This window comes from Actinomycetospora sp. C-140 (genome assembly GCF_054796175.1).
In genome coordinates this window covers 185,726-212,078 of sequence record NZ_JBTWNF010000009.1, presented here as the reverse complement: position 1 = coordinate 212,078, position 26,353 = coordinate 185,726, and the positions used below count along the sequence as shown (strand labels likewise).

Genomic DNA, 26,353 nt, shown 5'->3' with positions numbered 1-26,353 from the left:
AGCCCCAAAGTTCGCTCACATAGGGACGTGGTCGCGGCCCGCGGCGACGACGAGGCGCCGGCGGCGCAGGGCCTCGACGTCGCGGGTGGGGTCGCCGTCGACGGCGAGCACGTCGGCCGCGTAGCCCGGCGCCAGGCGCCCGACGCGGTCGCCGAGCCCCAGCACCGCCGCCGCGTCGGTGGTCGCCATCGCCAGCACCGCGGCGTCCGACCACCCCGCCGCGCGGTAGAGCGTCAGGGTGTCGACGACGTCGTCGAACACGCCGGGCCCGGCGCCGGCGTCGGTGCCGACGATCATCCGGATGCCGCGTGAGGCGTTCCACGCGAGCCGGGTGAGCAGCCCGTCGAGGTCGCGCTGGGGAGGCCAGTCGCGCCAGCCCCGCGCCCGCGTCGGCACCAGCACCGCGCCGGCGGCGGCGATCGCGTCCGCCACCTCCGGCCGCGGATCGGTGGCGGGAGCCGCACCGGACGAGACCCCGGGCCCGGCGAGCCAGCCGCCGTGCTCGATGGTGTCGACGCCGGCGCGGGCGCACGCGGCCATCGTCGCGGTGCCGTGGGCGTGGGCCGCGACGGGCAGCCCCGCCTCCCGGGCGGCGTCGACCACCACGGCGAGGGCCTCGTCGTCGAACTGGCTCTCCCACGGCCGCGGCGAGGTCGGGGTGAGCATCCCGCCGCCGGCCATGACCTTGATCCAGTCCACGCCCGCCGCCGCGCGCGCGGCCACCGCGCGGCGCAGGCCGTCGGCGCCGGACACCTCCCCGCCCAGGAACCAGCAGTGCCCGCCTGGGGTGGTGATCGGCGCGCCGGACGTCAGCACCCGCGGGCCGGGCGACCCGGAGGTCCGCCACGCCGCCACGACCCCGTCCCGGTCGCCGAGGTCGCGCGCCGTCGTGACGCCCTCGTCGAGCAGGCGCCGCGCGTTGCGGGCGACGGCGGCGGCGAGGTCGGCGGAGGGCCGGTCGACCGGCGGGGTCACCGGGTCGCGCTCGGGCTCGAAGCACAGGTGGACGTGCGCGTTCACCAGACCCGACACGAGAGTGGCGCCGCCGAGGTCGACCCGCGCGGCACCCGGGTGCCGGCGACCGAGGACGTCCGGCGGGCCCACCGCCGTGATCACCTCGCCGTCGATCACGACGGCGCCGGGGACCAGCGCGGGCTCGTGCGGGCCCGGCACGACGCGGGACGCGACGAGCAGACGTGGCGGCCCCGACGCGGTCACGTCCCGCGACGCTACCCACGGACGGGCGCACCGCTCGCCCGCCGACCGGGCGACCATGATCTTCAAGGGCGTCTACCGCCAGTGTTGTGCAACACTGCGCCCATGGCCGTTGCCGTCTCGTCGTGCGCCGTCACGCTCGCCCGTCCCGATCAGCTCCCGGCGATCGAGCGGCACATGCGCGGCATGCTCGAGCGGGAGCTCGGCGGCTACGACCCGACGCTGCACGCGGACGTCGACGACCTCGCCGCGACCTACTTCGACCGCCCCGGCTGGGCCCTGCTGGTCGCCGTCGACGACGCGGGCGAGCTCGCCGGGACGGCCTCGGTCCGTGCGGGCGGCGCGGCTCCCGAGAACCTCCCAGACTGGCTCGCGCAGCGCTACGACGCGGGCGCCACGGGCCAGGTCTGCCGCGTGTGGGTCGACCCCGGACACCGCCGCGGCGGGGTCGGGCGGGCGCTGGCCCTCGCGGCGATCCGCCAGGCGGTCGTGGAGGGCTACGACCCGATCTGCCTGCACACCAACGCCTCGGTGCCCGGCGCGCTCGCCTTCTGGCGCAGCGTCGACGAGGTCGTCGAGGTGCACGACGCCCGCCCCGATCCCTGGTCGACAGTGCATTTCGAGGTCGACCGGGCCCGCCTCGCTACGTGAGCGAACTTTGGGGCTATAGCACCAGAGTTCGCTCACGTAGGGGCGATGTCGGCGACGTGGTGGACGCCCTCGTGCGCAGCCTGGCGCAGGAGCCAGCGGGCGGTGCGCTCCTCGTGCGGGAGCCGGGTGCCGACGCGGTCCCAGTCGGCGTCGCCGTAGCGCGCGACCTCGCGCAGCAGCCCCGGCGTCACGGTGTCCAGCTCGTCGAGGACGGCGGCGACGTCGTGGTCGTCGTAGCGGAAACGGCGCGCCCGCAGGTCGTTGAACATCGGCTCGAGCGCCGGGCGGTCCTCGGTGCGGACGCGGTGCAGCCGGATCGTGAACGTCATCGCGACGTCGCGCAGGTGGCAGACGTACTCCGCGACCGACCACACGCCCTCCGCCGGCCGCCCGCGCCACCGCGCCGGATCGAGCGCCTCGACGGCCTCCCGGGTCCGCGCCGGCGTCGCCGCGACCAGCTCGGCGGCGCCGGAGATCGACAGGTCCGCGAAGCGCATCCCGCAGGGTTCGCAGACGTGGTCCTCGGTGGTGAGGGGCGGCAGGCTCACGCCCGCACCGTAGGCATCCTGGGATGGTGCGCGCGCTGACGTTCGTGAGGCCGGTCGCCGACCCGGCGCTGGTCAGCGGGGGCGACGTCTACGACGCGCGCGTGATCGCCGGGCTCCGGGAGGGCGGCCGAGAGGTCCACGACGCCCAGGTCGAGGGCGCCTGGCCACGCCCCGACGACGCGGCACGACGGGCCCTGGACGACGTCCTGCACGACGGCGACGGCCCCGTGCTCCTCGACGGGCTCGTGGCGTGCGGGGTGCCGGACGTCGTCGTCCCCCACGCGGAGCGGCGCCCGCTCGCCGTGCTCGTGCACCTGCCGCTGGGCGAGGAGGCGCCCGACCTCGACGCCGGCGAGCGCGACGTCCTGCGCGCCGCGGGCGCCGTGATCGCCACCAGCCCCTGGGCCGCCCGCCGCCTGCGGGAGCGCCACGGCCTCGCCGACGTCGTCGTCGCCACCCCCGGCGTCGACCCCGCCCCGCTCGCCCCCGGCACCGACGGCGCGCACCGGCTGCTCTGCCTCGGCGCCATGACGCCGACCAAGGGCCAGGACGTCCTCGTCGCCGCCCTCGCCGAGCTGCGCGACCACCCCTGGACCTGCGACCTCGTCGGGCCCGTCGGCCGCGCCCCGGACTTCGTCGCCGAGCTGCGCGCGACGATCGCCCGCCACGATCTCGGCGATCGCCTCCGTATCCCCGGGCCCCGCGCGGGCGTTGACCTCGACGAGACCTGGCGACACGCCGACCTGCTCGTCGCGCCCTCGCGGGTGGAGACGTACGGCATGGTGGTGGCCGAGGCCCGCGCGCGGGGCATCCCCGTCGTGGCGAGTGCGGTCGGTGGTCTCCCGGAGACCCTCGGTGAGGGCGGGACCTTAATCCCCGCTGAGAACGTTCCCGCGCTCGTCGCAACACTGCGCCGCTGGTTCGACGAACCCCTGCACCGTTTTGGGCAGCGTCTCTCAGCGAGATCCACACGATGCACGCTTGCCCCGTGGACGCAGACGTCGCGACGGGTGCAGCAGGCGCTGGCGGACCTGCGCACCCCGCCGACCCCGGGCTGAGCAGCGAGCCCACCGCCCCCCGCCCCCGCACGCCGGAGCACGCCCTCCCCGGGGCCCCTGCGGCGAGCGACTGGCTCGCCCTGCGCGAGAAGGCCGACGCCGAGGCCCGGGCGATCGACCTCGTCGAGGACCTCCGGGCCGGGCACCCCGCCCCGGGTCGCATCCTCGACCTGGGTGCCGGCACGGGCTCCATGGCGCGCTGGCTGGCGCCGCGGATGCCGGGCCCCCAGCACTGGGTGCTCACCGACCGCGACCCCGCCTTGCTCGCCGAGGCCTACGACCGGCTCCCGACGACGGCCCGCGACGGCTCCCCGGTCACCGGGGAGGTCCGCCGGGTCGACATCACCACGCTGCGGGCCGCCGACCTCGTCGGCCACGACCTCGTCACCGCCTCCGCGCTGCTCGACGTCCTCACCGCCGAGGAGGTCGACGGGCTCGCCGCCGCGTGCGTCGGGGCCGGCTGCGCCGCGCTGCTGACGCTGACGGTGGTCGGGCAGATCCGGATCGAGCCCGCCGAGCCCCGCGATCTCCCCGTCGCGGCCGCGTTCGACGCCCACCAGCAGCGCGTGGTCGGCGGGCGCCGCCTGCTGGGCCCGGACGCCGCGACGGCCGCGGAGGACGCCTTCGCCCGCCACGGCGCCCACGTCCGCTCCCGCTCGAGCCCGTGGCACCTCGGGCTCGACGACGTCGACCTCGTCGTCGCCTGGCTCCACGGCTGGGTGTCGGCGGCCGCCGCTCAGGACCCCGACCTCGCGCGGCACGCCGACGCCTACCTCGCCCGCCGTCTGGAGGCCGCCGAGGAGGGCCGGCTGCGCGTCACCGTCGGCCACCTCGACCTGCTCGCCATGCCCTGACCTGACCCCGCAGACATCCCCGAGCACGCTCCCCCGCACGCTCCCCGCTCCCCGTCTGGATCTCCCTTGCCGCTCCCCGCGACCGAGCTCCCCGTGCCCCCGACCACCGCACCCGCCATCCCCGGGCCCCGGACCAGCCCCGAGAACGACCCGATCTCTTCCGCAAAGCCCTCCCACGACGCCCGTCGACGCGTCACCCTCGGCGGTGTGGTCCGCCTCGTCGTCGGTCTGGGCCTGCCGGCCCTGCTCGTCGCCCGCCTCGGCGCGGGCGGGGTCCTCGACGCCCTGAGCGGCATCACCCCGCTGACCGTCGCCGCGGCGCTCGCCCTCGGCGCCGTCACGACCATCGCCGGCGCCGCGCGCTGGTGCGTCGTGGCCTCCGGTGTCGGGCTCCCGCTCCCGCTGCGCGCCGCGACGGCCGACGCCTACCGCGCGACGCTGCTGAACTCGCTGCTGCCCGCCGGCGTGCTCGGCGACGTCCACCGCGCCGTGCGCCACCACCGCCCCGGCGACGCCCGCGGCGCCCGCGCCGTGGTGATCGAGCGGGTCGCCGGGCAGGTCGTCGTGGTCGCGGTCGGGCTCGCGGTCCTGTTCGCCCGCCCGGCGCTGCTGCACTCGCTGGTCGGCCCGGGCCTCGGGGTCGTCGCGGGCGGCGTCGCGCTGGCGCTCGTGGCCGCCGGCGTGTGGATCGCCACAGCCCGCCGGGCGGCGCGCGTGCGGACCGCCGTGGTCGCCGCGCTCGGCGACGTGCGCGAGGGTCTCGGGCGGCTGCGCACCGCGCCCGCCGTCCTGCTGTTCTCGCTCATCGCGCTCGGCGGGCTGCTCGCGCTGTTCGTGCTCGCCGCACGCGTCGCCGGCGTGCAGGCGCCGCTGGGACACCTGTTGCCGCTGGTCACCGTGTCGCTGCTCGCGATGTCGGTGCCGCTGACCGTCGGCGGCTGGGGCCCGCGCGAGGCCGCCGCCGCGGTGGCGTTCGCCGCCGTCGGGCTCGACCCGGGGCAGGGGCTCGCCACCTCCGTCGTCTACGGCGTCCTGGCGCTGATCTCGTGCCTGCCGGGCGCCGCGGTCCTGCTCGTGGACGCCGTGGGTCGCCCGAATGCGCGCGGGTGGGCCTCGCTGGCGCCGTTACCGTGGCGTACGTGCTCACCCTCGTCCGCCACGGTCAGAGTGAGGCCAACGCCCGCGGGGTGATGTGCGGTCGGTCCGACCCGCCGCTCACCGAGACGGGGCGCCGGCAGGCCGGCGCGCTCGCCGCCGGTCTGCCGCGGCCCACCCGGCTCGTCTCCAGCCCGCTCGCCCGGGCGCGCGAGACCGCGTCGCTCTTCGCTGCTGACGTCGACGTCGAGGTCGACACGCGGTGGACGGAGATGGACTACGGGGAGCTCGACGGCCAGCCGATGACCGCGCTCGACGGCGATGCCTGGCGCGCGTGGCGGTCGGACCCCGAGCACGTGCCCGCGGGCGGGGAATCGCTGGCCGCGGTCCGGGCGCGCGTCGCGGCGGCCTGCACGGACCTGGTGGCCGAGGCGGCGACCGGCGAGGTGGTCGTCGTCAGCCACGTCTCGCCGATCAAGGCGGCGATCAGCTGGGCGCTGGGCGTCGGGATCGACATCGCCTGGCGGATGTTCCTCGTCGACGCCGCGGTGTGCCGGATCGACACGAGCGGCTCGGTGCCGGTGCTCCTCGCCGTCAACGACGAGGGGCCGCTGCACCAGGGGATCGAGCCCGCGGGGACGATCCTGCCGGCGTAGGTCCTCAGGCGCGGGAGTGCCGGCCGGCGGCGGCCGGGACGATTGTCGTGGCCGCGGCGCGGAGCCGCCCGAGGTAGGCCTCGGCGCTCAGCGCGACCGGGCGGATGATCCCGGTGCCGGCCGTGACGCCGATCGAGCCGGCGGTCTGCGGAGCCGCGTGCTTGGCCATGTGAACCCCCCGGAGCTGCGAGCCGGCGTGATCGCCGGCGGATGATCTGTTCTCGTGGACCGAGCACGGATCGTTACTCCGATCACGGCAACCCGCCAGCACGTTCCCTCGATCGGGTGACAACCGGTTGCCGCACGCGGTCAGTGCCGGGCGGCCCACTGGCGCTGGTCGACGGTGCCGTGCGCAGCCATGCTCACGAAGGGGGCCGCCAGCCACGCCGCGGCGCCCGCCGTCGCGCCGGCCACCGCCGTCAAGAGAATGCTCATCGCAGGCAACCCCCGGGCTCGTTGAACGTCTGAGTACCTCTACGCGCACTGTCGCACCGGGACGGCCCCCGCGTTACCGGCCGGACGGGGGGTTCCGTGGAGTCGGCGTACGGCCGAGCCGGTGATGCGGCGGCTCCTCCTCCTGCCGGGCATTCATCACTAATGGTGATGACACGGCGATCTCCGCGCTCGAACGTGTGAGTCGACGGGTGCCGGTGTGCCGACGCGCGACCGGCTCGCCTCCGCCGCTCAGTCGTCGCGCCGTCACACCGCAGTGAAGGAGCCATGCCGATGTCCTCAGCACCCCTGGCCGCGCTGTCGGCCGTCATCCGCGAGCCCGACACGATCCGCCCCGTCTACGGGGCCGCCCGCCGACGGCTGCACAGCGACGTCGAGGCCTACGGTCTCCGGCGAGACCTGAGCGTCCCGCACACGCCACCCGCCGCGAAGATCACGGTCAGCGTGCGCCCGATGGAGGACCGCGACGTCGCCGCCGTGCTCGAGGCCACCGCCCAGCTGTCGCCCGACGAGAAGTGGGATCGCGCCACGCGACGGCGCCTGCTCGAGGCCCGGATCGGGCGTCCCCACGTGGCCGTGACCGAGGACGACGAGGCCTGCTACACGCAGTGGCTCTTCACATCGGCCGACAACGACGACATCGCCCGGCACTTCGAGGGCATCTTCCCGCGCCTCGACGACGACACCGCCCTGCTCGAGGGCGCGTTCACCCCGGTGGCGTGGCGCGGCAAGGGCGTGATGAGCGCCGCGATGTCGCGGATCGCGGAGAAGGCCGGCCCCCTCGGCGCTCGGTACGTGATCACCTTCGTCGGCACCGACAACCCCGCGTCCCTCCGCGGCTGCGAGAAGGCGAACTTCTTCCCGTACCTGCGCCGGACCCAGAAGTTCCGGATGGGCCGCCAGCGGGTCGACTTCGAGCTGCTCGAGAACGGCGCCGTCGGCGCCGGGGGCTGACGACCGTCGCTCAGGCCCGCGTCGCGCCGCCCAGGGCGATCTTCGCCGCGGCGAGGACGTCGTCCGCGGAGCGCTCGGGGGAGGCCGAGTCGGTGGGCACGTCGTCCGCCCACCCCGTCCAGGCCCGGCGTGAGCCCTCGAGGCCGCGCTCCAGCCCGTCGACGTCAGGTGCCACGACCCACGCGCCGTCGACGTCGCGGAGGTTCTCGGCGATGCCGGCCTTGTCGGACACCACCACGTGCAGCCCGGCGACGCGTGCCTCGAGCGGCGTGAAGCCGTAGACCTCCTCGAGCGAGGGCAGGACGAGGGTCTGCGTGGTGGCGAGCACCTCGACCACGCCGTCCTCGTCGAGGAACCCGCGGAACTGCACGCGGTCGGCGACGCCGAGGTCGCGCGCACGCTGCCGCAGCGCCGGGAGCTCCACGCCGTCGCCGACGACGTCCAGCTCCGGGCGTCCGTCGAGGCGGGCGAACGCGTCGATCAGCGCGCCGACGTTCTTCCGCGCGATCAGCTGGCCGACGTAGACGTAACGGTGGCCCTCGGCGTCCGGGCCGGTGCCGGCGCCGAGGGCGTCGGCGCGCAGCTCGCGGGTGCGGTCGCCGAAGAGCCCGAGGTCGATGCTGTTGACCGACTCGACGATCCGCTCGGGGGCGACGCCCGAGGCGATCGCCGCGTCGCGCGCGGCGGGCCCGGGGACGACCACCGCTCCGGCGTGGGTGAAGAGCCACCGGCGCAGCCGGTCGACGGGGCCGCGGGAGAAGCGGCGGCTGGTGAGCGTGCTCTCCGAGAAGATCAGGTACGGGATGCCGCGACGGACCGCGCGCAGCATCGTCCACGCGCTCGCGAGCTGCGCCCAGGTGGGGATCACGAGCACGTCGGCGTCGAGGATCTGTCGCGTGGCGCCGGGCCGCAGGATCGCCTGGTACGAGTCGAGGCTCGCCAGCGGACCCGTGCGGGGGAGCTGCCAGCACGGCACGAGCTCGGAGGCATAGCCCGGGTGCGGCCGGTAGCGGAAGTGGCGCTCGGGTTCCTCGGCGTAGAGGAACTGGACGGTCAGATCGCTGCGCCGCGCCAGCTCGCAGAAGAGCGGCTCGCGGTACGGAGCTTGCGCGTCCGTCAACCACGCGATCTCCATCGCCACCTCGCCTCATCCTCAAGCTGCCTGCGTAACGTAGCTCTGGGTGAGTCGGGTCGACAGGATGGAGCAGCGTGCATCACTCCCGTGCGACGGCGGTGGTCGAGATCAATCCGTTCGGTCACCGACTCAACTACGTGCGCCTGCTGCTCGAGCACCTGCCGCCGACCGAGCGATTGCTCCTCGTTCCGCCCGCGGTGGCCGATTCGGCGGAGTTCAGCGAGCACCTCGGCGACCTCGATCTCGACCTCGTCGTCCTCGCGGCCGGCGACCACACCACCGCCGTGCCCGAGGCGTTCGACGTCGCGACCGCCCGTGGCGCCGGCCATCTCGTGATCCCCGAGGCGGACAAGGCCGTGCTCCCGGTGCTCCGGGTCCTGCTGCGCGGCGCCCTGGGCCGGTCCCGCCCGCGCCGTCCCCGGGTGACGCTCCTGTTGATGCGCACCGCGCTGCCCGGCGGGCCGGAGAGGGCGACGCTCGGCATGGCGCTCAAGCCGGTGCTGGTCGCCGTCCTGCGCCGGCTGCCCGCCGTGCGGGTCAGGTTCCTCACCGACGCGTTCGGCGTCGTCACCGCGCGCCGGGGCTTCCCCGGGGTGCGGCCGGTGCGCGACCCGGTCACGCGGCCCGACGTCCGGTCCGTCGACACGCGCACCGGATCGAGCTCGCGGATCGGCGTCGTCGGCGTGATCAGCGCCCGCAAGAACGTGCCCGTGCTCGTGCGGGCGGCGGTGCGCCGTCCCGATGTCACGGTGGTGCTGGCCGGGCGGTGCGAGCCCGACGTGCGGGACTTCCTCGCCACCGACCCCGACGCCGCGTCGTTGCGCGCCGGAGGACGCCTCGCGGTCGACGACCGCCTGCTCGACGACACCGAGTTCGACGCCACGCTGCGGTCGATGGACGCCGTCGCGGTGCTCCACGACAATGACGCGCCCAGCGGCATCGTGGCCGAGGCGTGTGCGCGGGGCGTGCCCGTCGTCGGGCCGGATCGCGGGTGGATCGCGACGGTGCTGGAGGCGACGGGCTGCGGCGTGGCCGCTCGCGTCGACGACCCGGACGCGGTCGCCGTCGCCGTGGGTCGCGTGCTGGCCGACCGGGAGCGCTACGTCAGGGCGGCGTGCTCGGCCGCGGCGTCGCTCGGCGTGACCGATTTCGTCGACGGTCTGGTCGGCCGACCCGTCCACGCGGAATGATCGCGCGCGCTGTGAGCACCGCACTCGTCCGACCGGCGTCATCCACGATCGCCGGACCCGTCTCTACCCCAACCGTCCCGCACCCACCCGGAGGAACCTCGCCGTGAGCCCGCGCCAGTACTGGACGGTCCTCCGGGAAGACCGCTGGATCATCGCCGGGATCCTCCTGGTCTGCCTGCTCGGTGCCCTGCTGCTCGACCTGTTCCTGCCCCGGACGTACACGTCCTCGGCGGTGTTCTACGTGGCCTCCTCGCAGGCCGAGCCGTCGCCGACCGACGCCTACTCGGGCCAGCAGCTGGCGACGGAGCGCGTGAAGTCCTACAGCGAGGTCCTCAAGGGTCCCCGTGTCGCCCGGGACGCGTCGCTGCTCCTGGGCGGCGCGCCGTCCGCCGAGGAGATCCAAGGGGCCGTGACCGCCTCCTACGTCGAGGAGACGGTGGTCCTGACCCTCGACGTCACCGAGCGGTCCCCGGACCAGGCCCGGCTCGTGGCGGGCGCGGTCTCGACAGCGTTCACCCGCCTCGTCGGCTCCATCGAGTCCACGGGCGGGGTCGTGAACCAGCCCATCGCCACCGCCGAGGTGATCCTCCCGCCCACCGAGCCCACCGAGCCGAGCGGCCCGCCGACGACGATCATCTTCGGCGGCGCCCTCGTGCTCGGCCTCGTCCTCGGGGTCGGCACGGCCCTGATCCGCCGGTCGCTGCGGGACACCGTCGACACGCCCGAGGCCCTGGCCCAGCGGTTGGACGCCCCGTTGCTGGGGGCGGTGCCGGCGCTGCGACGGCCGCCCGAGCACCCGGCGCTGCTCGCCGAGCCCGCGCTCGGTGCCGACGGCCGCCAGGCTCGCCTGCTGCGGTCCCGGGCGGAGGCGTACCGCCGGATCCGGACCGCGCTGCTCTCGAGCGGCGGCGGACGTCGCGCCGTGGTGCTCACGGGCGCCGGGCCCGGGCAGGGCACGTCGACCGCGGCCGTCGACCTCGCGATCGCGCTCGCCGCGACCGGCGACTCCGTCGTCCTCCTCGAGGCCGACCTGCGCCGGCCGCGCCTCGCCGCGACGCTCGGGCTCCGCGGCGGGATCGGTCTGCGCGACGTCCTCGAGCGGGGCCGGGACCTCGACGCGGCGGTGCAGCGCTTCGCCCGCGGCCGCATCGACGTGATCACGGCCGGTGAGGCGGGCGAGGGGCCGGGGGAGCCGCTCGTCGGCGCCCGTCTCGGCACCCTTCTCGCCGCCCTGAGGGCGCGCTACGACCACGTCCTCGTCGACACGCCACCCGTGACCGATGCCGCCGACGCGGCCGACGTCGCGCGCCACACGGACGGGGTCGTCCTCGTCTGCCGCCGCGGCCGCGCCCGCGCCACCGACATCGACGTCGCCGCCTCCGCGCTCGCCCTCGGTGGGGCGACCGTCCTCGGCGCGGTGATCACGTGGGCGGCGGGCGTCCGCGAGGCGGCGACCACCGCCCGCCCCGTGCTCGCCCTGCCGCCGGGACCGTCCGCACGCCCGGCCGAGCTCCCGGCGGCGTCATCACCGGTGGCCCCGGAACCGCCGGCGACCGCTCCGGCGGCGGACGCCGCCCCGACTGACACCGCGCAGGCCACCGACGCTCCGATCGGACAGGAGTCGGCCCCGCGGATGGCGACGACGCGGACGAGGACACCGCGGACGAGGACGCCGAAGACCGCCGAGTCCGAGTCCGAGCCCGAGTCTCCGGCGACGTCGGCCGAGGCCCCGACCACCCGGAAGTCCACGACGCGCAAGACGCCCCGGAAGACGCCGGCGACCACCGAGAACCCGACCGAGGCCCTGGCCGAGAGCCCCGCCGGGACCGGCACCGAGCCCGCCACCGAGCCGACCACTGGGGAACCGGCCCCGCGGAAGGCCAAGCGGACCACCGGCTCCCGCACCGGCACGTCCTCGCGCGGCACGGGCACGGGGGAGTCGGCCGCCCCGGCCGAGACGCCGACCGCCCGGGTCCGCCCGCGCCGGACGACCACCAACGGCGCCACCACCAACGGCGCGACCACCGGCAACGGTGCCACCAGCGGGAACGGGAACGGCACCGGCGACGACGGCCAGGGCCTGCCGAACGGCACGTCGGCGAGCTCCACCAACGGCCACGGGATCTAGCGACCGACCGATGGAGTCCGGGACCGAGCCCGGGGCGGGGGAGGAGCCCGCGCCCGGGGGAGCGCGCCGCGCGATCGGGCTGCTGATCGGCCGCCTCGCCGGCGTCGCGGGGGCACTCGCCGCCGGCCAGGTGATCGTCGGCCTGATGTACGTCGTCGGTGCCCGCGCGATCTCCCCGGCGACGCTGGGCCTGATCGCGACGTGCGTGGCCATCGGCACGATCGCCGCGACGGTGTTCGACGCGGGCCTCATCGCGCTGCTCACCCGCGAGGTCGCGGCCGGGGCCGTCGACACCGACCGGGCCCGCGGGGTCGTCCGGGCCAAGCGACGCCTGGCCTGGGTGCTCGTCGTCCCCACGATGGCCGCGTCCGTCGTCATCGCACCGACGACGGCCTCCGGGATCGTGCTCGGGTTCCTCGGCCTCGCTATGTGGGAGGCGCAGAGCCGCAACGGCCTGCTCCGCGCCCAGGAACGCTTCACGGTGGCGGCGACGGCGCAGGTCACCGGCCGCGCGCTCGGTCTGGTCGCGGTCGTGCTCCTCGTCCTCACCGGCGTCCCCGACCTGGCCCTCCCGATCGGCCTCGTCCTGGCCTTCGCGATCGAGGCCGGGCTCGACAAGTACTTCCTGGGTACCTCGCGGGCGCCCACGCCGGGTCAGCGCGAGGTCTGGGGGCTCTACCGGGAGGGCTTCTCCTACGGCCTGGCCTCGCTCGCGGCGTCGGCCCAGCAGCTCGACACCCCGCTCGTCGCGCTCGGCGCCGGGCCCGCCGGCGCCGGTCTCTACGCCGCGGCCGGCCGGTTGCTCGGCCCGCTGGGGTTCTTCGCGACGTCCCTCGGGCTCGTCGGTGCGCCGTGGCTCGCCCGCGCCCGCGACGACGAGACGGCCCTGCGCGGCGAGGAGCGCCGGGTCTTCCGGATCGCCCTGCTGTTCACACTCGCCCCGCTCGCCGCTGCCGTCCTCGGACCGCCCCTGATCCCGCTCGTCCTCGGGCCGGAGTACGCGGCCTCGGGCGCGGTGCTGGCGGTGCTGGCGATCGGCTCGGTGTTCTCGACGCTCAACCAGCCGCTCGCGATCATGCTGCAGAACCGCGGCCGGCAGAGCACCACGGCCGTCGCGATCACGATCGGGCTCGGCCTCGGGCTGGTGTCGACCTGGGTCCTCGCGATCCTCGGCGGCGCCGTGTGGGCCGCGGTGGGCTTCGTGCTCAGCCAGATCTCGATCCTGGTACACCTCGCGATCGCGGCGCGACGGGTCCGCGCCGCCGCGGCGACCGCCGGGGCGTCAGAGGACCGCGGGCTCCCGTCGCCCGACGGCGGTGCCGCGCCGCGCTGACGCGGTCCGGGTGAGCACGGCGCCCACGAGCGGGATCCCGCCCGCCCGCAGGATCGTGCGGACCTGCGCGAGCTCGGGACGGGTCGTCACACCGGCGCGGGCGAGGAGCACCACGCCGTCGGCGTGCGCGGCCAGGCTCGCGGCGTCGACGGCGGCCGGGATCGGCGGGGTGTCGACGAGGACGTGGTCGTAGCGGCGGCGCAGTCGTCCGAGCACCGGCGGGGCGGCCCGCGAGGCGAGGAGCTCGCTGGGGCGAGCCGGCAGGTGCCCCGCCGTGAGGACGTCGATCCCGCCGGGCTCCCAGTGCCGGATCGCGTCGCGGAGCTCGGCGTCGCCGGCGACGACGGTGGCCAGGCCGGGGCCGGGCTCGAGGCCGAGCGTGCCGATGAGCAGCGCGGACCCGCCCGCGGACCGGAGGTCGCCGTCGACGTAGAGCACCCGCCGGCCCGCGGCCGCGAGGGAGATCGCGAGGTTCAGCGTCAGCGTCGTCGTCCCGGCGCCCGCGCTCGCGCCGGTCAGCACCAGCACCCGGCGGCGGTCGTCCACGGCGCTCCGGAGGTGCCGGTACGCCTCGACTCGGGTGGTGGCGGTGCCGTGGGAAGGCAGGACGACCGGGCGCGTCGCCGTCGTCGCGTCGGTCGGGACGACGCCCAGCACCGGACCGTCGACGAGGGGCTCCAGCTCGGCGGGCGCGGCGACCGAGGTGTCGCGCGAGCGCCGCAGGATGCCCACGCCGTAGCCGAGCACCGCGCCGAGCAGGGCTCCGACCGGGACGTTGAGCTTCAGCTTCGGGCTCACCGGCTCGGTGGGGACCGTCGGCGGCAGGACCATCTCCGTCACCACCGGGGAACTGAGCCCCGGCGGAGTGTCGAGGGTGCCGACGAGGCGCAGGAAGGAGCCGGCGACGGCGGTCGCGAGACGGACCGCGTCGTCCGCCGACCCGGCGGTCACCCGCATCGACAGCACCACCGTGTCCTTGACCGGCTCGACCGTGATCACGTCCTGGATCGCGTCGGGCGACGGCGTGCCCCCGAGCTCCCGGGAGGCGTCGGCGGCCACGCGCGGCCCGGTGAGCAGCTGGCTGTAGGAGGCGACCTTCTCCTCGGCCAGCCGGGTCCCGCTCCAGGAGTCGGACGCCTCGGCGCCCGGGCGGGCCGACACGTAGAACGACGCGGACGAGTCGTAGACCGGGGGCGTCAGCACCGTGACGACGACGGCGATCGCGACGCCCACCGCGGCGCCGGCCAGCACGAGCCACGCGACGGCGCGCAGGAGCGCGACGTGGTCGCGGATGGTCATGCGCTCACCGCCCGGGTCGGTGGCGCCACGCGGTCGTCCTCGGGCGCGTCGGGGTCGGGCGCGGCGTCGTCGAGGGTCAGCGCGACGACGATCAGGGCGAACGCCCAGGCCGAGGCGCCCGCCGGCTGGGCGAGCAGGAGCGTCAGGACGACCACGAGGGCCGCGGCGGTGCTGCGCCCGCGCCCGCCGCCGAGCGCCACGGGTACGACGAGCGCGGCGAGGATCAGGACGACGAACGGCAGCCCGTTCACCGCGATGTCGGAGACGAGGTTGACCCCGCCCTGCGCGACCGAGGACGCGCCGCCCCACGGGTCGGTGAACAGCGCGTCCCACCCCGCCTGCGTGGCGCGGTTGCGCTCGTCGAGCGACATCACGTTCTGGGTCCTCTTCGCCGCGAGGCCGAGCACCGGGGCGGTCACGGCCACCCAGGCCGCCAGCCCCAGGGCGACCACCCCGAACAGCTGGCGGAGGTAGCCCGTCAGCCCGATCCCGGCCGCGCGCGGGCGGATGAACTGGTCGTAGGCCCACACGACGACGAAGACGCCGAACCCGGACGTCGAGATGCACCCGATGAGCCCGAGGAGCAGGACCAGCCCGACGCCGGCGCGGCGCAGGCCGACCTGGCGCGCGACGAAGTACGCGACGGCGCAGTACATCGCCATCCAGCCGGACTCGCGGCCGACCCCGGTGAAGCGGGGGAAGGCCACCCCGAAGACGGTCTGCTCGGAGTAGGTGACGGTGAACGGGAAGTACAGCGGCTGGGCGAGGTCGCCGACCGGGACCTGGCCGATCTGCCCGCCGCCGACCCCGAGCACGGCCCACAGGAGCGCGGTGACGACCCACGACGCGCACATCACCCCGACGATCACGACGAACCCGATCGCCACCCAGCGGGCGGCGCGGCGTTCGCGGCACACCGTCGCGACGCCCGCGACCGACCCGACGGTGAGGATCACGTCCTGCATCACCGACTGCAGGTTCGGGCCGGACCCCTCACCGGCCGCGCGCAGGAGCAGCCACACGTAGGCGAGACCCAGGAAGGTGACGAGCGTCCACGCCCGGCGGGTGGACGTCAGGTCCGCCTGGGCCTCGGGCTCGCCGCGGCGAACGAGCGCGAGCACGGCCGCGAGCCCGACGAGCCCGGCGCCGACGACGGCCCACTGCTCGCCGAGGAGGTTGGGCCGCAGGAACGGGACGGCGAGCAGGACGAGGCCGGGCGGGAGGCCCGCCGGGATGTGGACCCCGGTCGTGCGGGAGCCCGCGACGGGGAGCGTCATCGCGGCGCGCTCCCCCCTGACGGCACGCCGTCGTCCCTGGTCCGCGGCTCGGGCACGGTGATCACACCCTAGCGGCCCGCGGGCCGGCGGGTCCGGTCCCGAGCGCTCTGCAACACCCTCATGTGCCCGTCCGCGCACGCCGCCAGCGACAGCCGGCGCTGCAGGGCCGGCGCGGCCTCGACCGCGCGGCGGGCGAGGCGCGGGTAGTCCTCGGCGACGGCGCGCAGGGTCGCGGCGAGGTCGTCGGCGTCCCCCGCCCGGAAGGCCGTCACCGCGAGCTCCGGGACGGTGGCCGCGACGCGGTCGCTGACGACCACCGGGATGCCGGCCACCGCGGCCTCGAGCGGGGCCAGCGGGTGGCCTTCGAAGTCCGCGGCGTGCACGAGCAGGTCGGTATCGGCCAGGAACCCGGGCACGTCGGACACGCCGCCCACCAGCCGCGCGGCCGGGGCGTCGTCGGCCCACCGCTGCACCTGCGCCCGCGTCGCGTCGTCCGGGGCCACCCCGGCGACCCGCAGCTCGGCGTCGGGCAGCGCCGCCCGCGTCCACCCGGCGAGCAGGACGTCGACGCGCTTCTGGGGCACGAGGCGGTTGAGCGCGCCGGCGACGCGGACCTTCTCGGCCGGGCTCGTGCGGGGCACGAGGTCGTCGCGCACGCCGTTGGGCACGAGCGTCACCGGGGTCCGGCTGCCGAACAGGCGCCGGTACTCCTCGACCTGCCCGGGATTGATGGCGACGACGTGGTCGGTCCAGCGCTGCACCGCGCGCTCGGCCCACCGCAGCGAGCGGATCGCGAAGTTCTCGCCCGCGCTGTGCAGGACGGTGACGACGGGCCAGGTCCCGCGCGAGGCCAGGCGGGCGTAGAGCGCGGGGAGTGCGGTGTGGGCGTGGACGACGTCCGGGGCGAGCTCCGTGACACCCCGGCGCAGTCGCGCGACCCGCTGCGGCTGTCCGGTCGACGCCCCGGGCGGGTCCAGGTAGAGCGTGGTGACGTCGTGGCCCTCGGCGCGCCACCGGGCGACGAGGGCGGCCTCGAGCGTCTCCGCGCCCCCGACCTGGGGCGTGAGCAGCACGCTCGCGATGCGCATGACCCTTCCCCTCTAGAACGGCCGGCCGTTGGCGGTGTTGGCGCTGACGTCGATCCCGGTGCTGCCGGTGACGCCGACCGCGGCGCCGGGGTCGTCGTCGAGCGCCGGACCGCGCAGGCGGTTGCCGCGGAACGCGCCGCCGGTCACACCCTCGAACGAGGCGGCGCGGACGGTCTCGGCGAGCTCGAAGTCGTTGTCGGCGACGACGACGTCGGCCGGCGGTCCCGTCGGCCGGCCGCCGGGCGTGGGCGCGGTGCCGCCGGCCAGGGCGTTGACGACGACGATCTCGCTGGTGTTGGACCCGGCGAGGAACGTGTTGCGCTCGACGGTGATCCGGCGGGCGCCGCCGATCAGCTGGATGTGCGAGTTGCCCTCGAGGCCCGCGGACGCGACGCGGTTCCCGACGATGGTCACGCCGTCGCTGTAGTCCTCGACGTGCACGGCCTCGAGGGCGTAGCCGGACATCGTGTTGCCCCGGATCGTCACGTCGCGGCCCGTCGCGACGCCGAGCGCGAAGCCCCGCGCGAGCGGGTCGCGGAACTCGCAGCCCTCCACCAGCACACCCGACGTGGCGCCCTTCGGGCTGTTGAACTCCAGGTCGGTCTCGGCGTTGCCGACGAACCGGCACCGGGTGACGGCGACGTCGTCGGTCCGCCCGGTGGAGGCGTTGGTCTGGAGGAGGCCGTAGTTCATCGACATGACCACGGAGTCGGTCCACCGCAGTCCCCGTGACGTCGCCCCGTCCCGCGCGCCGAGCTGCACACCGTGGCAGGCGTGGGCGGGCCACCGGTCCTGGTGCCCGATGAACGCCATCCGCGACAGGGTCAGGTCGTCGGTGAGCCCGAGGGCGACGAACACGCACGGGAAGTCGGCGGCGCGCTCGAGCACGAGCCCGTCGAGGGTGACGCCGGCCGCGACCGGCGCGCAGAACACGACGAACGCGTCGGCGCTCGGGGCCTCCAGCCGCAGCGTCGACCGTCCGGGTTCCCCGGCGACCACGACCCCGGCGGCCGGGGCCAGCGCCTCCGCGACGCGGTAGCGGTAGACGCCGGCGGGGAAGTACAGCGTGCCCCGCTGGCCGTTCGCGTCGTTGAGCGCGTCGCGCACGGCGACGGTGTCGTCGGTGGTGCCGTCGCCCCGGGCGCCGTGGTCGCGGACGTCCACGACGGGCCCGCGGCGCAGCGCGCTGCCGCTCGGCATCGGCGGCGCGACGACCGGGGGGCGCGGGGCCGCGGTCGCGCAGGCCGCGGTCGCGCCGACCGCGGCGAGGGCGCCGGTGGTGGCCAGCGCCCCGGCGCCGGCGAGGAGGGTGCGTCGTGAGAGGCCGCCGGTCACGGGGCCGCGCTCTCGACGGGGCGGGGCGTCTCGGTGTCGGTGTCGGTGGCGGCGCGGCCCGCGAGGAGCAGCGCCGTGCCGACGACGAGGACGATCTCCAGCGGCAGGCGGTAGCGGGCGAGCGCGAAGAACACGGTCGGCACGGCGAGGCTCGTGACGACGTAGCCCGCGATCAGCCAGGTGTGCGCCCGGCGGTCCGGCCCCGGCGAGCGCCACCACCGCACCCAGCCCCACACCCCGAGCACGAGGACGACCAGGTAGCTCCCGAGGTAGACCGGGTTGGTGCTGCGCGGGTCGGCGAGGTCGACGGTGACCTGGGCGAGGAGCTTGCGGGCGTCGAGCAGCACCGTGCCGACCGGGTCGGCGGTGATGTGCTGGAGCGCCGCCTCGCGGAAGACGGCGTCGCGCTCGACCTCGTAGTCGCGCGTCACCGGCACGGCGGCCAGGCGCTCCTCGAGCTCCGGCGGCGGGTCGGCGTCCTTCTGCGATCCGGAGGCGCCGTCGTGGTTGCCGATCCAGAGGTTGAACCCGCCGGTGGTCGCGCTGGTGACGACCGGCGTGCCCAGGACGGCCGAGTTCCGCACCGCCCAGGCGACCGGCAGGACCGCCGCGACGATGACGACGACGGCCGCCACGGCGAGGCGCGAGCGCCGGTCGGCGACCAGCGGCCGCGCGAACACCGCGGCCCAGACCGCGACGAGGGGGATGAGCACCACCGCTTCGGAGCGCATCAGGCACAGCAGGCCGAGCCCGACGGCCACCGCGAGCAGACGCCGCCGGGTCGCCGCGCCCGCGAGCACGGCCAGCCCGGCGAGCAGCCAGATCTCGAGCGGGAGGTAGAGGTTGGCCGCCGAGACCTGGGTGGTCACGTAGACGAGCGTCGGCAGAACGGCGAACGCCAGGGCGGCGACGCGCGCGGCGGCGGCGGTCGCGAGGGTTCGGACCAGGACGACCAGGCCGGCCAGGCCCACGGCGGCCAGGGCGATGTTGGCGAGCCGGACGATCCACACGACGCCCTCGGGCCCGAGGGCGAGGGCCCGGGCGAGCAGCGTCGCCCCGGCCACGACCACGACGTAGCCGGGCGGCATGAACGCGCCGGGCAGGTAGCTCGCGCCCGGGACGTACCCCTCGACCACCCCGGTCGGGGTCGCCGAGAGGTAGCTGTACCCGTCGCCGTCCACCCAGTTCCGGGCGATGACGCCGAACTCGTAGAGGTCGACGTCCCCGTGGTCGAGCACGAGCCCGGCGACGAGCCGCAGGACGACGAGCAGGGCGAGGCTCGCCACGACCGGTACCCGCGCGAGGCGGGACCCGACGGCGAGCACGAGCGTCACGGCTGGAGAGCGGCCAGGTCGGCGTCGACCATGAGGTGGGCGAGTTGTTCGGGCATGGTCTCGGCCTTCCACCCCAGGTCCCGTTGGGCCTTCGAGGGGTCGCCGATCAGGGCGTCGACCTCGGTGGGTCGCAGGTAGGTCTCGTCGAACCGGACATGCTTCTCCCAGTCGAGGCCCACGCGGTCGAAGCAGTACTGGGTGAACTCCCGGACGGTGGTCGCGGTCCCGGTCGCGAGGACGTAGTCGGCCGGCTCGGGGGCCTGCAGCATCCGCCACATGCCCTCGACGTACTCCTGGGCGTACCCCCAGTCCCGCACCGCGTCCAGGTTGCCGAGATACACGTGCTGCTCGAGGCCCGCGGAGATGCGGGCGGCGGCGCGGGCGATCTTGCGGGTCACGAACGTCTCGCCGCGGCGGGGGGACTCGTGGTTGAACAGGATCCCGTTGACCGCGAACAACTGGTGGGCCTCGCGGTAGTTGCGGGCCATCCAGTACCCGTAGACCTTCGCCGCCCCGTAGGGGGAGCGGGGATAGAACGGGGTGTCCTCGTTCTGCGGGGGCGGGGTCGCCCCGAACATCTCCGAGCTCGACGCCTGGTAATACCTCGTGTTGACCCCGACCATCCGGATCGCCTCGAGCAGCCGCGCGGTGCCGACGCCGGTGGTGTTGCCGGTGTACTCCGGCTCGTCGAAGCTCACGCGCACGTGCGACTGGGCGGCCAGGTGGTACACCTCGTCCGGGCGCACCTTCTCGATCAACGTCACCAGCCGGCTGGAGTCGGTCAGGTCGCCGTAGTGCAGCACCAGACGCTGATCACGCTCGTGCGGGTCCTGGTAGAGGTGATCGATCCGGTGAGTGTTGAACGTCGAGCTGCGCCGGATGATCCCGTGCACCTCATAGCCCTTGGACAGCAGCAGCTCGGTCAGATACGACCCGTCCTGCCCCGTGATCCCCGTGATCAACGCCCGCTTCACTCATGCGCTCCCTGCTGCTCGAGGAACCACCGGTAGGTCGAGGCCAGCCCCTCGGCGAGCCCGATCGTCGGCTTCCAGCCCAGCGCCTGCAGGCGCGAGACGTCGAGCAGCTTGCGCGGCGTGCCGTCGGGGCGGGAGGTGTCGTAGACGATGTCGCCCTGGAAGCCAACCGTGTGGGCGACGAGAACGGCGAGGTCGGCGATCGGGACGTCCTCGCCGACGCCGACGTTGATCGGCGCGGGGTCGTCGTAGGTCTCGAGCAGGTGCAGGCACGCCGAGGCGAGGTCGTCGACGTGCAGGAACTCGCGGCGCGGAGTCCCGGTGCCCCACACCGTCACGGCCGCGGCACCGGAGACGCGGGCCTCGTGGAACTTGCGCATCAGCGCCGGCAGCACGTGCGACTTCTCGAGGTCGAAGTTGTCGCCCGGCCCGTAGAGGTTGGTCGGCATCGCCGAGATCCACGACCGCCCGTACTCGCGGCGGTAGGACTGCACGCCCATGATCCCGGCGATCTTCGCGATCGCGTACGCGTCGTTGGTGGGCTCGAGCGCGCCGGTGAGCAGGGAGTCCTCGCGGATCGGCTGCTCGGCGAACTTCGGGTAGATGCACGACGAGCCGAGCAGCAGCAGCCGCGGCACCCCGACGCGGTGGGACGCGTCGAGCAGGTTGGCCTGGATGCGCAGGTTGTCGTGCAGGAACTCGACGGGCTCGGCCGCGTTGGCCGCGATCCCGCCGACCCGTGCCGCGGCGTCGACGACCACGGCCGGGCGCGTGTCCTCCAGGAACCCGACGGTGGCAGCGAGGTCGCGCAGGTCGACCTGCGCCGAGCGGGCCCCGACGACGTCGGTGAACCCGACGCCCCGCAGGTGGCGCACCACCGCCGAGCCGACGAGCCCCGACGAGCCCGCGACGAACACGCGGGCGTCGCGCGGCAGGGCCCGGCCCGGCTCCCAGCCGGCGAGCGGGTCAGACATGGCTTCTCCCCCCAAGAGATGCGCGCGAGGCGGCGAGGTCCTCCACCCAGCGCTGGTACTCGCGATGTGCGGCCGCGGCGCCGAGGTGCTCCTGCGCGTAGGCGCGACCGGCGGCGGCCAAGGCCTCTGCGCGCGCGGGATCGCCGGCGACCCCGCGCACGGCGTCGAGCAGATCCTGCGGTCGACCCGGGTCCACGCGCAGTCCCCCACCCGAACGGCAGATCTCGGCAGCCGCGGCGCTCCGCTCCCACGTCGCCGCCACGACCGGACGTCCTGCCGTGAAGTACGAGGTGAGCTTACTGGGCGCCGACATCTCGGCGACGGTCGTGGCCTCGTTGACGAGGAGGATGTCGGCTGCGGCCAGGGCGTCGGGAAAGCGGTCCTCCGGCAACGGATCGAGGAACTGGACGCGCTCGACGCCGGCGGCGCGCTCGCGGAGGGCAGCCCTCTGATTGCCGTCGCCCAACAGGACGAAGCGGGCGGCGGACCCCTCGTGATCGGCCAACCGCGCGGTGTCGACGACGTTGTCGAGTCCCTGCTTGAGGCCCATGTTGCCGGCGTGGAGCACGACGGTCTCGTCGTCCCGCCATCCCAGTGACCGTCGCGTGGTCGCGCGATCGCCCGCTCCCACTCCGACGTGCGACCAGTTCGGGATCACCGAGACACTGGTGCGATCGACGCCCAGCGCTGCGACGCGATCGACGAACTTCTCGTGCACGACGGCGACCCCGTCGGCTTGCGCGAGCAGCCAGCCCTCGAGCTTGGCAGCTGCCTGCCCGGCCCCCGCAGGAGCGATACCGGTCTCCGTGATCGCGCGGCTGTAGAGGTCCTGGGTGACCACGCCGAGCGCTGTGCGCCCCGGACGCTTCCACCGCAGACCGGCCAGGACGGTCAGGAGCACGGGGCTGACCGCGATCACCACATCGGGTCGTCGCGCACCTTGGCGGCCGATTGCCGTCGCGTGCGCCGTGAACGCCGCGTCCATGACGATGCGACGCAGTGCGCTCGGGACGTGTGGAACAGGATGGCGGACGCGGGTGACCGGCACACCGGAGTCGATCTCCCGGCGGCGGAGGCCGGTGTAGCCGTCGTGGACCGCCCATTGCGGGTAATGCGGATAGCCGGTGACGACGCGGACCCGGTGTCCGGCATCAGCGAGCGCGGCGACCATCCCTGCCGTGTACGGAGCATTGCCGGTGTGTTCCGGCGGGTAGTGCATGCCCAGAACGAGCACATCGAGGACGCCAGCGTCCAGAGCGGTCCTGACCGGTCGGTCGATCAGCACGGCGTGTTTCTCCGATCACCCCCCTGAGCGAACGGTGTTACCTCTTACGGCGCAGTCGTTGACCCCCAATCGCTACTCTCGGCACGATAGATGCGTGGATCAAGCGGCCGGTGTCAAGAGTGATGACCAACGCCCGACAGAAGTTCCGCGCGACCACGCCTGTCCTCGCGTGTCCGTCTGCGTCCCGCTCTTCCAGAAGGCGGAGTACGTCGGTCGCACCATCGACAGCGTCCTGGCGCAGAACTTCACCGACTTCGAGCTCGTGGTGATCGACAACGCCAGCACCGACGGCTCGGGTGCCGTGGTCGACGCCTACGACGATCCGCGGCTGCGCGTCGTCCACCACGCCGAGACAGTCCCGATGATCGACAACTTTCACGCCGCGGTCGCCGCGACCCGCGCGCCGCTCGTGAAGGTGCTCATGGCGGACGACCTCATCGCTCCCGACGCCCTCGCCCGCCAGGTCGCCGTGCTGGACGCCGAGCCCGAGGTCGTCGTGGTCTCGAGCCGGCACCACCTCATCGACGATCACGACAGCGTGGTGGCGCGCGACCGCGTCCTGCGCACGCCTGACCTCGTCGGACGACACGACCGGGGCGACGTCGTGCGTCGCGTTGTCCGGCACGGCGGCAACCCGCTCGGTTGTACCGGCAACATGTTGATGCGGCGTTGGGCATTCGACGCGGTCGGCGGCTTCCCGACCGAGGACGGGTTCACCCTCGACGTCGGCCTCGCGGTCCGGCTCACCACCGTCGGCGACTTCTACGGCCTACCCGAGACGCTCGCCAGCTTCCGCCTGGCCATCGGGTCGGTGACCAGCTCCGCCCGGCGCCACAACCTGTACCTCCAGCGGGAGTTCATCCGGCGCCTGCGCCGCCAGCACGCTGACGTGATCGCGAGCAAGGACGTCGCGCAGGGCCTCGCCCGCTGGCCGCTGACCTGGCTACGGCACCGCATGATCATGTCGGCGTCGTCGAATCCCGACTCGCGTGTCCATCGGGTGTCGACGTTCCTGCTCGATCCCCGTCGCGCGCGCCGAGACGATCGCCACACCTCGCGCCACGTCACAGGGTGACGAGCAGGCGATCTCACGTACTGCGATCGAGTGATCACAGTGCCCGACGCCCGGTGGTGTCACCGATCTGACTACGGGCTTCACCCTCGACTCGATCAGCATGTAGCTTGCCGTTCGCTCGATCGGGTGAAGTCCGGCGTCCGTCCCCCCTGCGCCGTACGGCCCCGACATCTCAGTGAGAGGGGCAACGCGTTGCGTTCGGTGGCGGATGTTCCCGGCTCGCGTTCGGAGGCCGTCGACCCGGCCGCGGGTGCGGTGCGGGGCATCGATCGTCGGCCGGCCGCCCGCCTTCGCCCTGCTCCGGCGCGCTACACGACACCAGCTCTTCCCGCCCCGGCTCGACCACTGCTCGGCTTCCGCTCGGCGGTCAGCTGGCAGGCATGGATGCTGGTCCTTCCCGTGGACGCCGTCCTCATGATCGCGCCAGTGCTGTGGGTGCCGCAGTACACGAGGGCGATGGTGGCGATGACCGTGATCGCGCTGGTCCTGCTCTCCAACGGAGCGCGCTACCGGGCGCGCCTTCACCTCTCGGTGCTCGACGAGCTGCCCATGGTCATCGGCCGGCTGCTCGTCGCTGCCGCGTTGGTGGCCACGGTGTTCGCGCTGCGCCACGACGGCGAGGGCGTCGAGGAGTTCCTCCTCGTGGTGCTGCCCGGCCTCGGGCTGGTGGTCCTGGGGCGTGCTGCGACCACGAGGTTCATCCTCGAGGCGCGGAAGCGCCGCGTCGTCGCCCACCGCACGCTCGTGGTCGGTGGCGGCTCGCTCGGCGCGGATCTCATCGAGCTGCTCCAGCGCCACCCCCGCTACGGCCTCGCCGTGGCCGGGTTCCTGGACGACGGGCAGGACTGCCCGGCGTCGGCGTTCGCCCCCCACGTCGGGGCGCTGGCCGACCTCGAGCGGCTCGTCGCCGAGAACGGCATCGACGTGGTGCTGGTCGCGGGCGGCGAGTTCGACGAGGTGGAGCTGCTCGACCGCGTGCGCAGCCCCGAGTGCGCCGGCTGCGACCTGCTGATCGTGCCGCGGCTGCCCGCGTTCGTGACCCAGACCGGGTCCGGCGACCACATCGGCTCGGTGCCGATCATGCGGATCCGCACGCCTCCGCTCGACGGCGTCAGCTGGGCCCTCAAGCGCGTCTTCGACGTGACGGTGAGCGCGATCGTCCTGCTGATCCTTGCGCCGGTCCTGGCGCTGTGCGCCCTGGCGGTACGGATCGAGGGCGGGCCTGGCGTGATCTTCCGGCAGGCGCGCGTCGGCCGGGACGGCCGGGAGTTCGAGTGCCTCAAGTTCCGCTCGATGCGCCCCGCCGACGAATCGGAGTCCGCCACGCGGTGGTCAGTAGTCGGCGACCAGCGCGTGGGACCGGTCGGCCGCGTGCTGCGCCGGACGTCCCTCGACGAGCTCCCGCAGCTGTGGAACATCCTGCGCGGCGACATGACGCTCGTCGGCCCCCGCCCGGAGCGCCCGCACTTCGTGGAGAAGTTCTCGTCGGAGCTCCCCCGCTACGACCACCGCCACCGCGTCCCGTCGGGGCTCACCGGCCTCGCCCAGGTCAGCGGCCTGCGCGGCGCCGACACCCCGATCTCCGACCGCGCCCGGTTCGACAACTACTACATCGAGAACTGGTCGCTCTGGCTCGACTTCAAGGTCCTGCTCCGCACGATCAGCGAGGTCCTCTTCGCCCGTGGCCGCTGACGCTTCCCCGCCCCGCGCCCTCGTCACCGGGGCGTCGTCGGGGATCGGGGCTGCGCTGGCGCGCGAGCTCGCCGCCCGGGGCCACCCCCTCGTCCTGGTGGCCCGGCGCCGCGACGCCCTGGAGGCACTCGCGGCCTCGCTCCCGACGCCCGCCGAGGTCGTCGTCGCCGACCTCGCGACGCCCGACGGTCTGGCCAGCGTCGAGGACCTCCTCGTCTCCACGCCCGACCCGGTCCGTCTCCTGGTCAACAACGCCGCGACCGGCGTCTTCGCCCCGCTCGTCGAGCAGGACCCCGCGACGCTGGACGCGACCGTCCACGTCAACGCCCTCGCCCCGCTGCGCCTGTCCCGCGCCGCGTTGCCGCGCATGGCCGGGGGCGGCGGCATCATCACGATCTCCAGCCCGGTGGCCGCCGGCACGGCCGGCCTGGCGCCCTACGCCGCGAGCAAGGCGTTCCTCGACGCGCTCGGCCGCTCGCTGGCGGCCGAGGTCGACGGCACCGGGGTCGTGGTCACCACCGTGGCGCCGGGCTACACCCGCACCGCCTTCCACGACCACCTGGGCGAGGACGTCTCCGGCATCCCGGACAGCTGGTGGCGCACGCCCGACGAGGTCGCGCGGGCCGCCCTCGACGCGCACGCGCGCGGCGAGCACCGGGTCGCGGTCGGACGGCCGTCGCTGGCGCAGCGCGCGGCACTGAAAGCCCGCCGTCTCGTGCGGCGGTGAACCAGGTCGACGCGCCGAGTCCG

At 74.8% G+C, this 26,353-nt stretch carries 25 protein-coding genes; 12 read left to right on the top strand and 13 right to left on the bottom strand.

Annotation, left to right across the window (positions count from 1 at the left end):
• Window positions 1-15: 15 nt before the first annotated feature.
• The gene (locus ACR9E3_RS17025) at window positions 16-1,218 is read right to left on the bottom strand and encodes an amidohydrolase family protein (RefSeq protein ID WP_460381522.1); all 1,203 of its coding nucleotides are present in this window, start codon (window positions 1,216-1,218) and stop codon (window positions 16-18) included.
• A 102-nt stretch (window positions 1,219-1,320) separates the two neighbouring features.
• On the opposite strand from ACR9E3_RS17025, the gene ACR9E3_RS17020 reads away from it, so the two are divergent.
• A complete protein-coding gene (locus ACR9E3_RS17020) occupies window positions 1,321-1,866 on the top strand; it encodes a GNAT family N-acetyltransferase (protein WP_460381521.1) in 546 nt (181 codons plus the stop codon).
• A gap of 32 nt (window positions 1,867-1,898) precedes the next feature.
• Here the strand turns inward: ACR9E3_RS17020 and ACR9E3_RS17015 are convergent, their stop codons facing one another.
• Window positions 1,899-2,414, bottom strand: coding sequence for a DinB family protein (locus ACR9E3_RS17015; RefSeq protein WP_460381519.1), 516 nt, complete (start codon window positions 2,412-2,414; stop codon window positions 1,899-1,901).
• 23 nt (window positions 2,415-2,437) lie between these two features.
• Here ACR9E3_RS17015 and ACR9E3_RS17010 point away from each other — a divergent pair, with 23 nt between their 5' ends.
• The 4 genes from ACR9E3_RS17010 to ACR9E3_RS16995 all read left to right on the top strand — a co-directional run bounded on the left by ACR9E3_RS17010 (window position 2,438) and on the right by ACR9E3_RS16995 (window position 6,077).
• Complete coding sequence (locus ACR9E3_RS17010; protein ID WP_460381518.1) at window positions 2,438-3,472, top strand: glycosyltransferase family 4 protein; 1,035 nt, start codon at window positions 2,438-2,440, stop codon at window positions 3,470-3,472.
• Window positions 3,403-4,326, top strand: a complete 924-nt coding sequence (locus tag ACR9E3_RS17005; protein WP_460381517.1) for a class I SAM-dependent methyltransferase — start codon at window positions 3,403-3,405, stop codon at window positions 4,324-4,326. The genes ACR9E3_RS17010 and ACR9E3_RS17005 overlap by 70 nt, the downstream gene beginning before the upstream one ends.
• Before the next feature lie 207 nt (window positions 4,327-4,533).
• A complete protein-coding gene (locus ACR9E3_RS17000) occupies window positions 4,534-5,517 on the top strand; it encodes a lysylphosphatidylglycerol synthase transmembrane domain-containing protein (RefSeq protein ID WP_460381515.1) in 984 nt (327 codons plus the stop codon).
• Complete coding sequence (locus ACR9E3_RS16995) at window positions 5,466-6,077, top strand: histidine phosphatase family protein (RefSeq protein WP_460381513.1); 612 nt, start codon at window positions 5,466-5,468, stop codon at window positions 6,075-6,077. Before ACR9E3_RS17000 ends, ACR9E3_RS16995 begins: the two co-directional genes overlap by 52 nt.
• A gap of 4 nt (window positions 6,078-6,081) precedes the next feature.
• Here ACR9E3_RS16995 and ACR9E3_RS16990 read toward each other — a convergent pair whose 3' ends face one another.
• Entirely contained in the window at window positions 6,082-6,246 is a 165-nt protein-coding gene (locus tag ACR9E3_RS16990; RefSeq protein WP_460381511.1) for a hypothetical protein, read from the bottom strand.
• 140 nt (window positions 6,247-6,386) lie between these two features.
• Window positions 6,387-6,512 carry a hypothetical protein gene (locus ACR9E3_RS16985; protein WP_460381510.1) on the bottom strand — a complete coding sequence of 42 codons (126 nt, stop codon included), beginning with the start codon at window positions 6,510-6,512 and terminating at the stop codon, window positions 6,387-6,389.
• A gap of 291 nt (window positions 6,513-6,803) precedes the next feature.
• On the opposite strand from ACR9E3_RS16985, the gene ACR9E3_RS16980 reads away from it, so the two are divergent.
• The gene (locus ACR9E3_RS16980) at window positions 6,804-7,484 is read left to right on the top strand and encodes a GNAT family N-acetyltransferase (RefSeq protein ID WP_460381509.1); all 681 of its coding nucleotides are present in this window, start codon (window positions 6,804-6,806) and stop codon (window positions 7,482-7,484) included.
• 10 nt (window positions 7,485-7,494) lie between these two features.
• Here the strand turns inward: ACR9E3_RS16980 and ACR9E3_RS16975 are convergent, their stop codons facing one another.
• On the bottom strand, window positions 7,495-8,619 hold the full coding sequence (locus ACR9E3_RS16975; RefSeq protein WP_460381626.1) for a glycosyltransferase: 1,125 nt from the start codon (window positions 8,617-8,619) through the stop codon (window positions 7,495-7,497).
• 74 nt (window positions 8,620-8,693) lie between these two features.
• On the opposite strand from ACR9E3_RS16975, the gene ACR9E3_RS16970 reads away from it, so the two are divergent.
• The 3 genes from ACR9E3_RS16970 (at window position 8,694) to ACR9E3_RS16960 (ending at window position 13,270) form a co-directional block, all read left to right on the top strand.
• Complete coding sequence (locus ACR9E3_RS16970; RefSeq protein ID WP_460381507.1) at window positions 8,694-9,809, top strand: glycosyltransferase; 1,116 nt, start codon at window positions 8,694-8,696, stop codon at window positions 9,807-9,809.
• Window positions 9,810-9,912: 103 nt separating this feature from the next.
• Complete coding sequence (locus ACR9E3_RS16965) at window positions 9,913-11,937, top strand: tyrosine-protein kinase domain-containing protein (RefSeq protein WP_460381505.1); 2,025 nt, start codon at window positions 9,913-9,915, stop codon at window positions 11,935-11,937.
• A gap of 10 nt (window positions 11,938-11,947) precedes the next feature.
• Complete coding sequence (locus ACR9E3_RS16960) at window positions 11,948-13,270, top strand: lipopolysaccharide biosynthesis protein (protein WP_460381504.1); 1,323 nt, start codon at window positions 11,948-11,950, stop codon at window positions 13,268-13,270.
• Here ACR9E3_RS16960 and ACR9E3_RS16955 read toward each other — a convergent pair.
• The 8 genes from ACR9E3_RS16955 to ACR9E3_RS16920 all read right to left on the bottom strand — a co-directional run bounded on the left by ACR9E3_RS16955 (window position 13,220) and on the right by ACR9E3_RS16920 (window position 22,836).
• Window positions 13,220-14,569: a tyrosine-protein kinase domain-containing protein gene (locus tag ACR9E3_RS16955; RefSeq protein ID WP_460381502.1), complete on the bottom strand. Its 1,350-nt coding sequence runs from the start codon at window positions 14,567-14,569 to the stop codon at window positions 13,220-13,222. The genes ACR9E3_RS16960 and ACR9E3_RS16955 overlap by 51 nt on opposite strands.
• Entirely contained in the window at window positions 14,566-15,846 is a 1,281-nt protein-coding gene (locus ACR9E3_RS16950) for a hypothetical protein (RefSeq protein ID WP_460381501.1), read from the bottom strand. The genes ACR9E3_RS16955 and ACR9E3_RS16950 overlap by 4 nt, the downstream gene beginning before the upstream one ends.
• A 68-nt stretch (window positions 15,847-15,914) precedes the next feature.
• Window positions 15,915-16,934: a glycosyltransferase family 4 protein gene (locus ACR9E3_RS16945; protein ID WP_460381500.1), complete on the bottom strand. Its 1,020-nt coding sequence runs from the start codon at window positions 16,932-16,934 to the stop codon at window positions 15,915-15,917.
• A gap of 12 nt (window positions 16,935-16,946) precedes the next feature.
• A complete protein-coding gene (locus ACR9E3_RS16940; RefSeq protein WP_460381499.1) occupies window positions 16,947-18,269 on the bottom strand; it encodes a right-handed parallel beta-helix repeat-containing protein in 1,323 nt (440 codons plus the stop codon).
• Entirely contained in the window at window positions 18,266-19,603 is a 1,338-nt protein-coding gene (locus tag ACR9E3_RS16935) for a hypothetical protein (RefSeq protein WP_460381498.1), read from the bottom strand. The genes ACR9E3_RS16940 and ACR9E3_RS16935 overlap by 4 nt, the downstream gene beginning before the upstream one ends.
• A complete protein-coding gene (gene gmd, locus ACR9E3_RS16930) occupies window positions 19,600-20,577 on the bottom strand; it encodes a GDP-mannose 4,6-dehydratase (RefSeq protein WP_460381496.1) in 978 nt (325 codons plus the stop codon). Before gmd ends, ACR9E3_RS16935 begins: the two co-directional genes overlap by 4 nt.
• Entirely contained in the window at window positions 20,574-21,551 is a 978-nt protein-coding gene (locus ACR9E3_RS16925) for a GDP-L-fucose synthase family protein (protein ID WP_460381494.1), read from the bottom strand. The genes gmd and ACR9E3_RS16925 overlap by 4 nt, the downstream gene beginning before the upstream one ends.
• Window positions 21,544-22,836 carry a glycosyltransferase family 4 protein gene (locus ACR9E3_RS16920; protein WP_460381493.1) on the bottom strand — a complete coding sequence of 431 codons (1,293 nt, stop codon included), beginning with the start codon at window positions 22,834-22,836 and terminating at the stop codon, window positions 21,544-21,546. Before ACR9E3_RS16920 ends, ACR9E3_RS16925 begins: the two co-directional genes overlap by 8 nt.
• A gap of 169 nt (window positions 22,837-23,005) precedes the next feature.
• Between ACR9E3_RS16920 and ACR9E3_RS16915 the strand changes: the two genes are divergently transcribed.
• The 3 genes from ACR9E3_RS16915 to ACR9E3_RS16905 all read left to right on the top strand — a co-directional run bounded on the left by ACR9E3_RS16915 (window position 23,006) and on the right by ACR9E3_RS16905 (window position 26,330).
• The gene (locus ACR9E3_RS16915) at window positions 23,006-23,911 is read left to right on the top strand and encodes a glycosyltransferase family 2 protein (RefSeq protein ID WP_460381491.1); all 906 of its coding nucleotides are present in this window, start codon (window positions 23,006-23,008) and stop codon (window positions 23,909-23,911) included.
• Window positions 23,912-24,295: 384 nt separating this feature from the next.
• The gene (locus tag ACR9E3_RS16910; RefSeq protein ID WP_460381490.1) at window positions 24,296-25,603 is read left to right on the top strand and encodes a sugar transferase; all 1,308 of its coding nucleotides are present in this window, start codon (window positions 24,296-24,298) and stop codon (window positions 25,601-25,603) included.
• Window positions 25,593-26,330: an SDR family NAD(P)-dependent oxidoreductase gene (locus ACR9E3_RS16905; protein WP_460381488.1), complete on the top strand. Its 738-nt coding sequence runs from the start codon at window positions 25,593-25,595 to the stop codon at window positions 26,328-26,330. Before ACR9E3_RS16910 ends, ACR9E3_RS16905 begins: the two co-directional genes overlap by 11 nt.
• Window positions 26,331-26,353: the final 23 nt, after the last annotated feature.

Coding starts and splice junctions, on each gene's coding strand:
- ACR9E3_RS16985 (WP_460381510.1), bottom strand. CDS start 6,512: ATGAGCATTCTCTTGACGGCGGTGGCCGGCGCGACGGCGGGCGCCGCG.
- ACR9E3_RS16975 (WP_460381626.1), bottom strand. CDS start 8,619: ATGGAGATCGCGTGGTTGACGGACGCGCAAGCTCCGTACCGCGAGCCG.
- ACR9E3_RS16955 (WP_460381502.1), bottom strand. CDS start 14,569: ATGACCATCCGCGACCACGTCGCGCTCCTGCGCGCCGTCGCGTGGCTC.
- ACR9E3_RS16925 (WP_460381494.1), bottom strand. CDS start 21,551: ATGTCTGACCCGCTCGCCGGCTGGGAGCCGGGCCGGGCCCTGCCGCGC.
- ACR9E3_RS17010 (WP_460381518.1), top strand. CDS start 2,438: ATGGTGCGCGCGCTGACGTTCGTGAGGCCGGTCGCCGACCCGGCGCTG.
- ACR9E3_RS16910 (WP_460381490.1), top strand. CDS start 24,296: ATGCTGGTCCTTCCCGTGGACGCCGTCCTCATGATCGCGCCAGTGCTG.
- ACR9E3_RS16960 (WP_460381504.1), top strand. CDS start 11,948: ATGGAGTCCGGGACCGAGCCCGGGGCGGGGGAGGAGCCCGCGCCCGGG.
- ACR9E3_RS16950 (WP_460381501.1), bottom strand. CDS start 15,846: ATGACGCTCCCCGTCGCGGGCTCCCGCACGACCGGGGTCCACATCCCG.
- ACR9E3_RS16945 (WP_460381500.1), bottom strand. CDS start 16,934: ATGCGCATCGCGAGCGTGCTGCTCACGCCCCAGGTCGGGGGCGCGGAG.
- ACR9E3_RS16990 (WP_460381511.1), bottom strand. CDS start 6,246: ATGGCCAAGCACGCGGCTCCGCAGACCGCCGGCTCGATCGGCGTCACG.
- ACR9E3_RS17020 (WP_460381521.1), top strand. CDS start 1,321: ATGGCCGTTGCCGTCTCGTCGTGCGCCGTCACGCTCGCCCGTCCCGAT.
- ACR9E3_RS16980 (WP_460381509.1), top strand. CDS start 6,804: ATGTCCTCAGCACCCCTGGCCGCGCTGTCGGCCGTCATCCGCGAGCCC.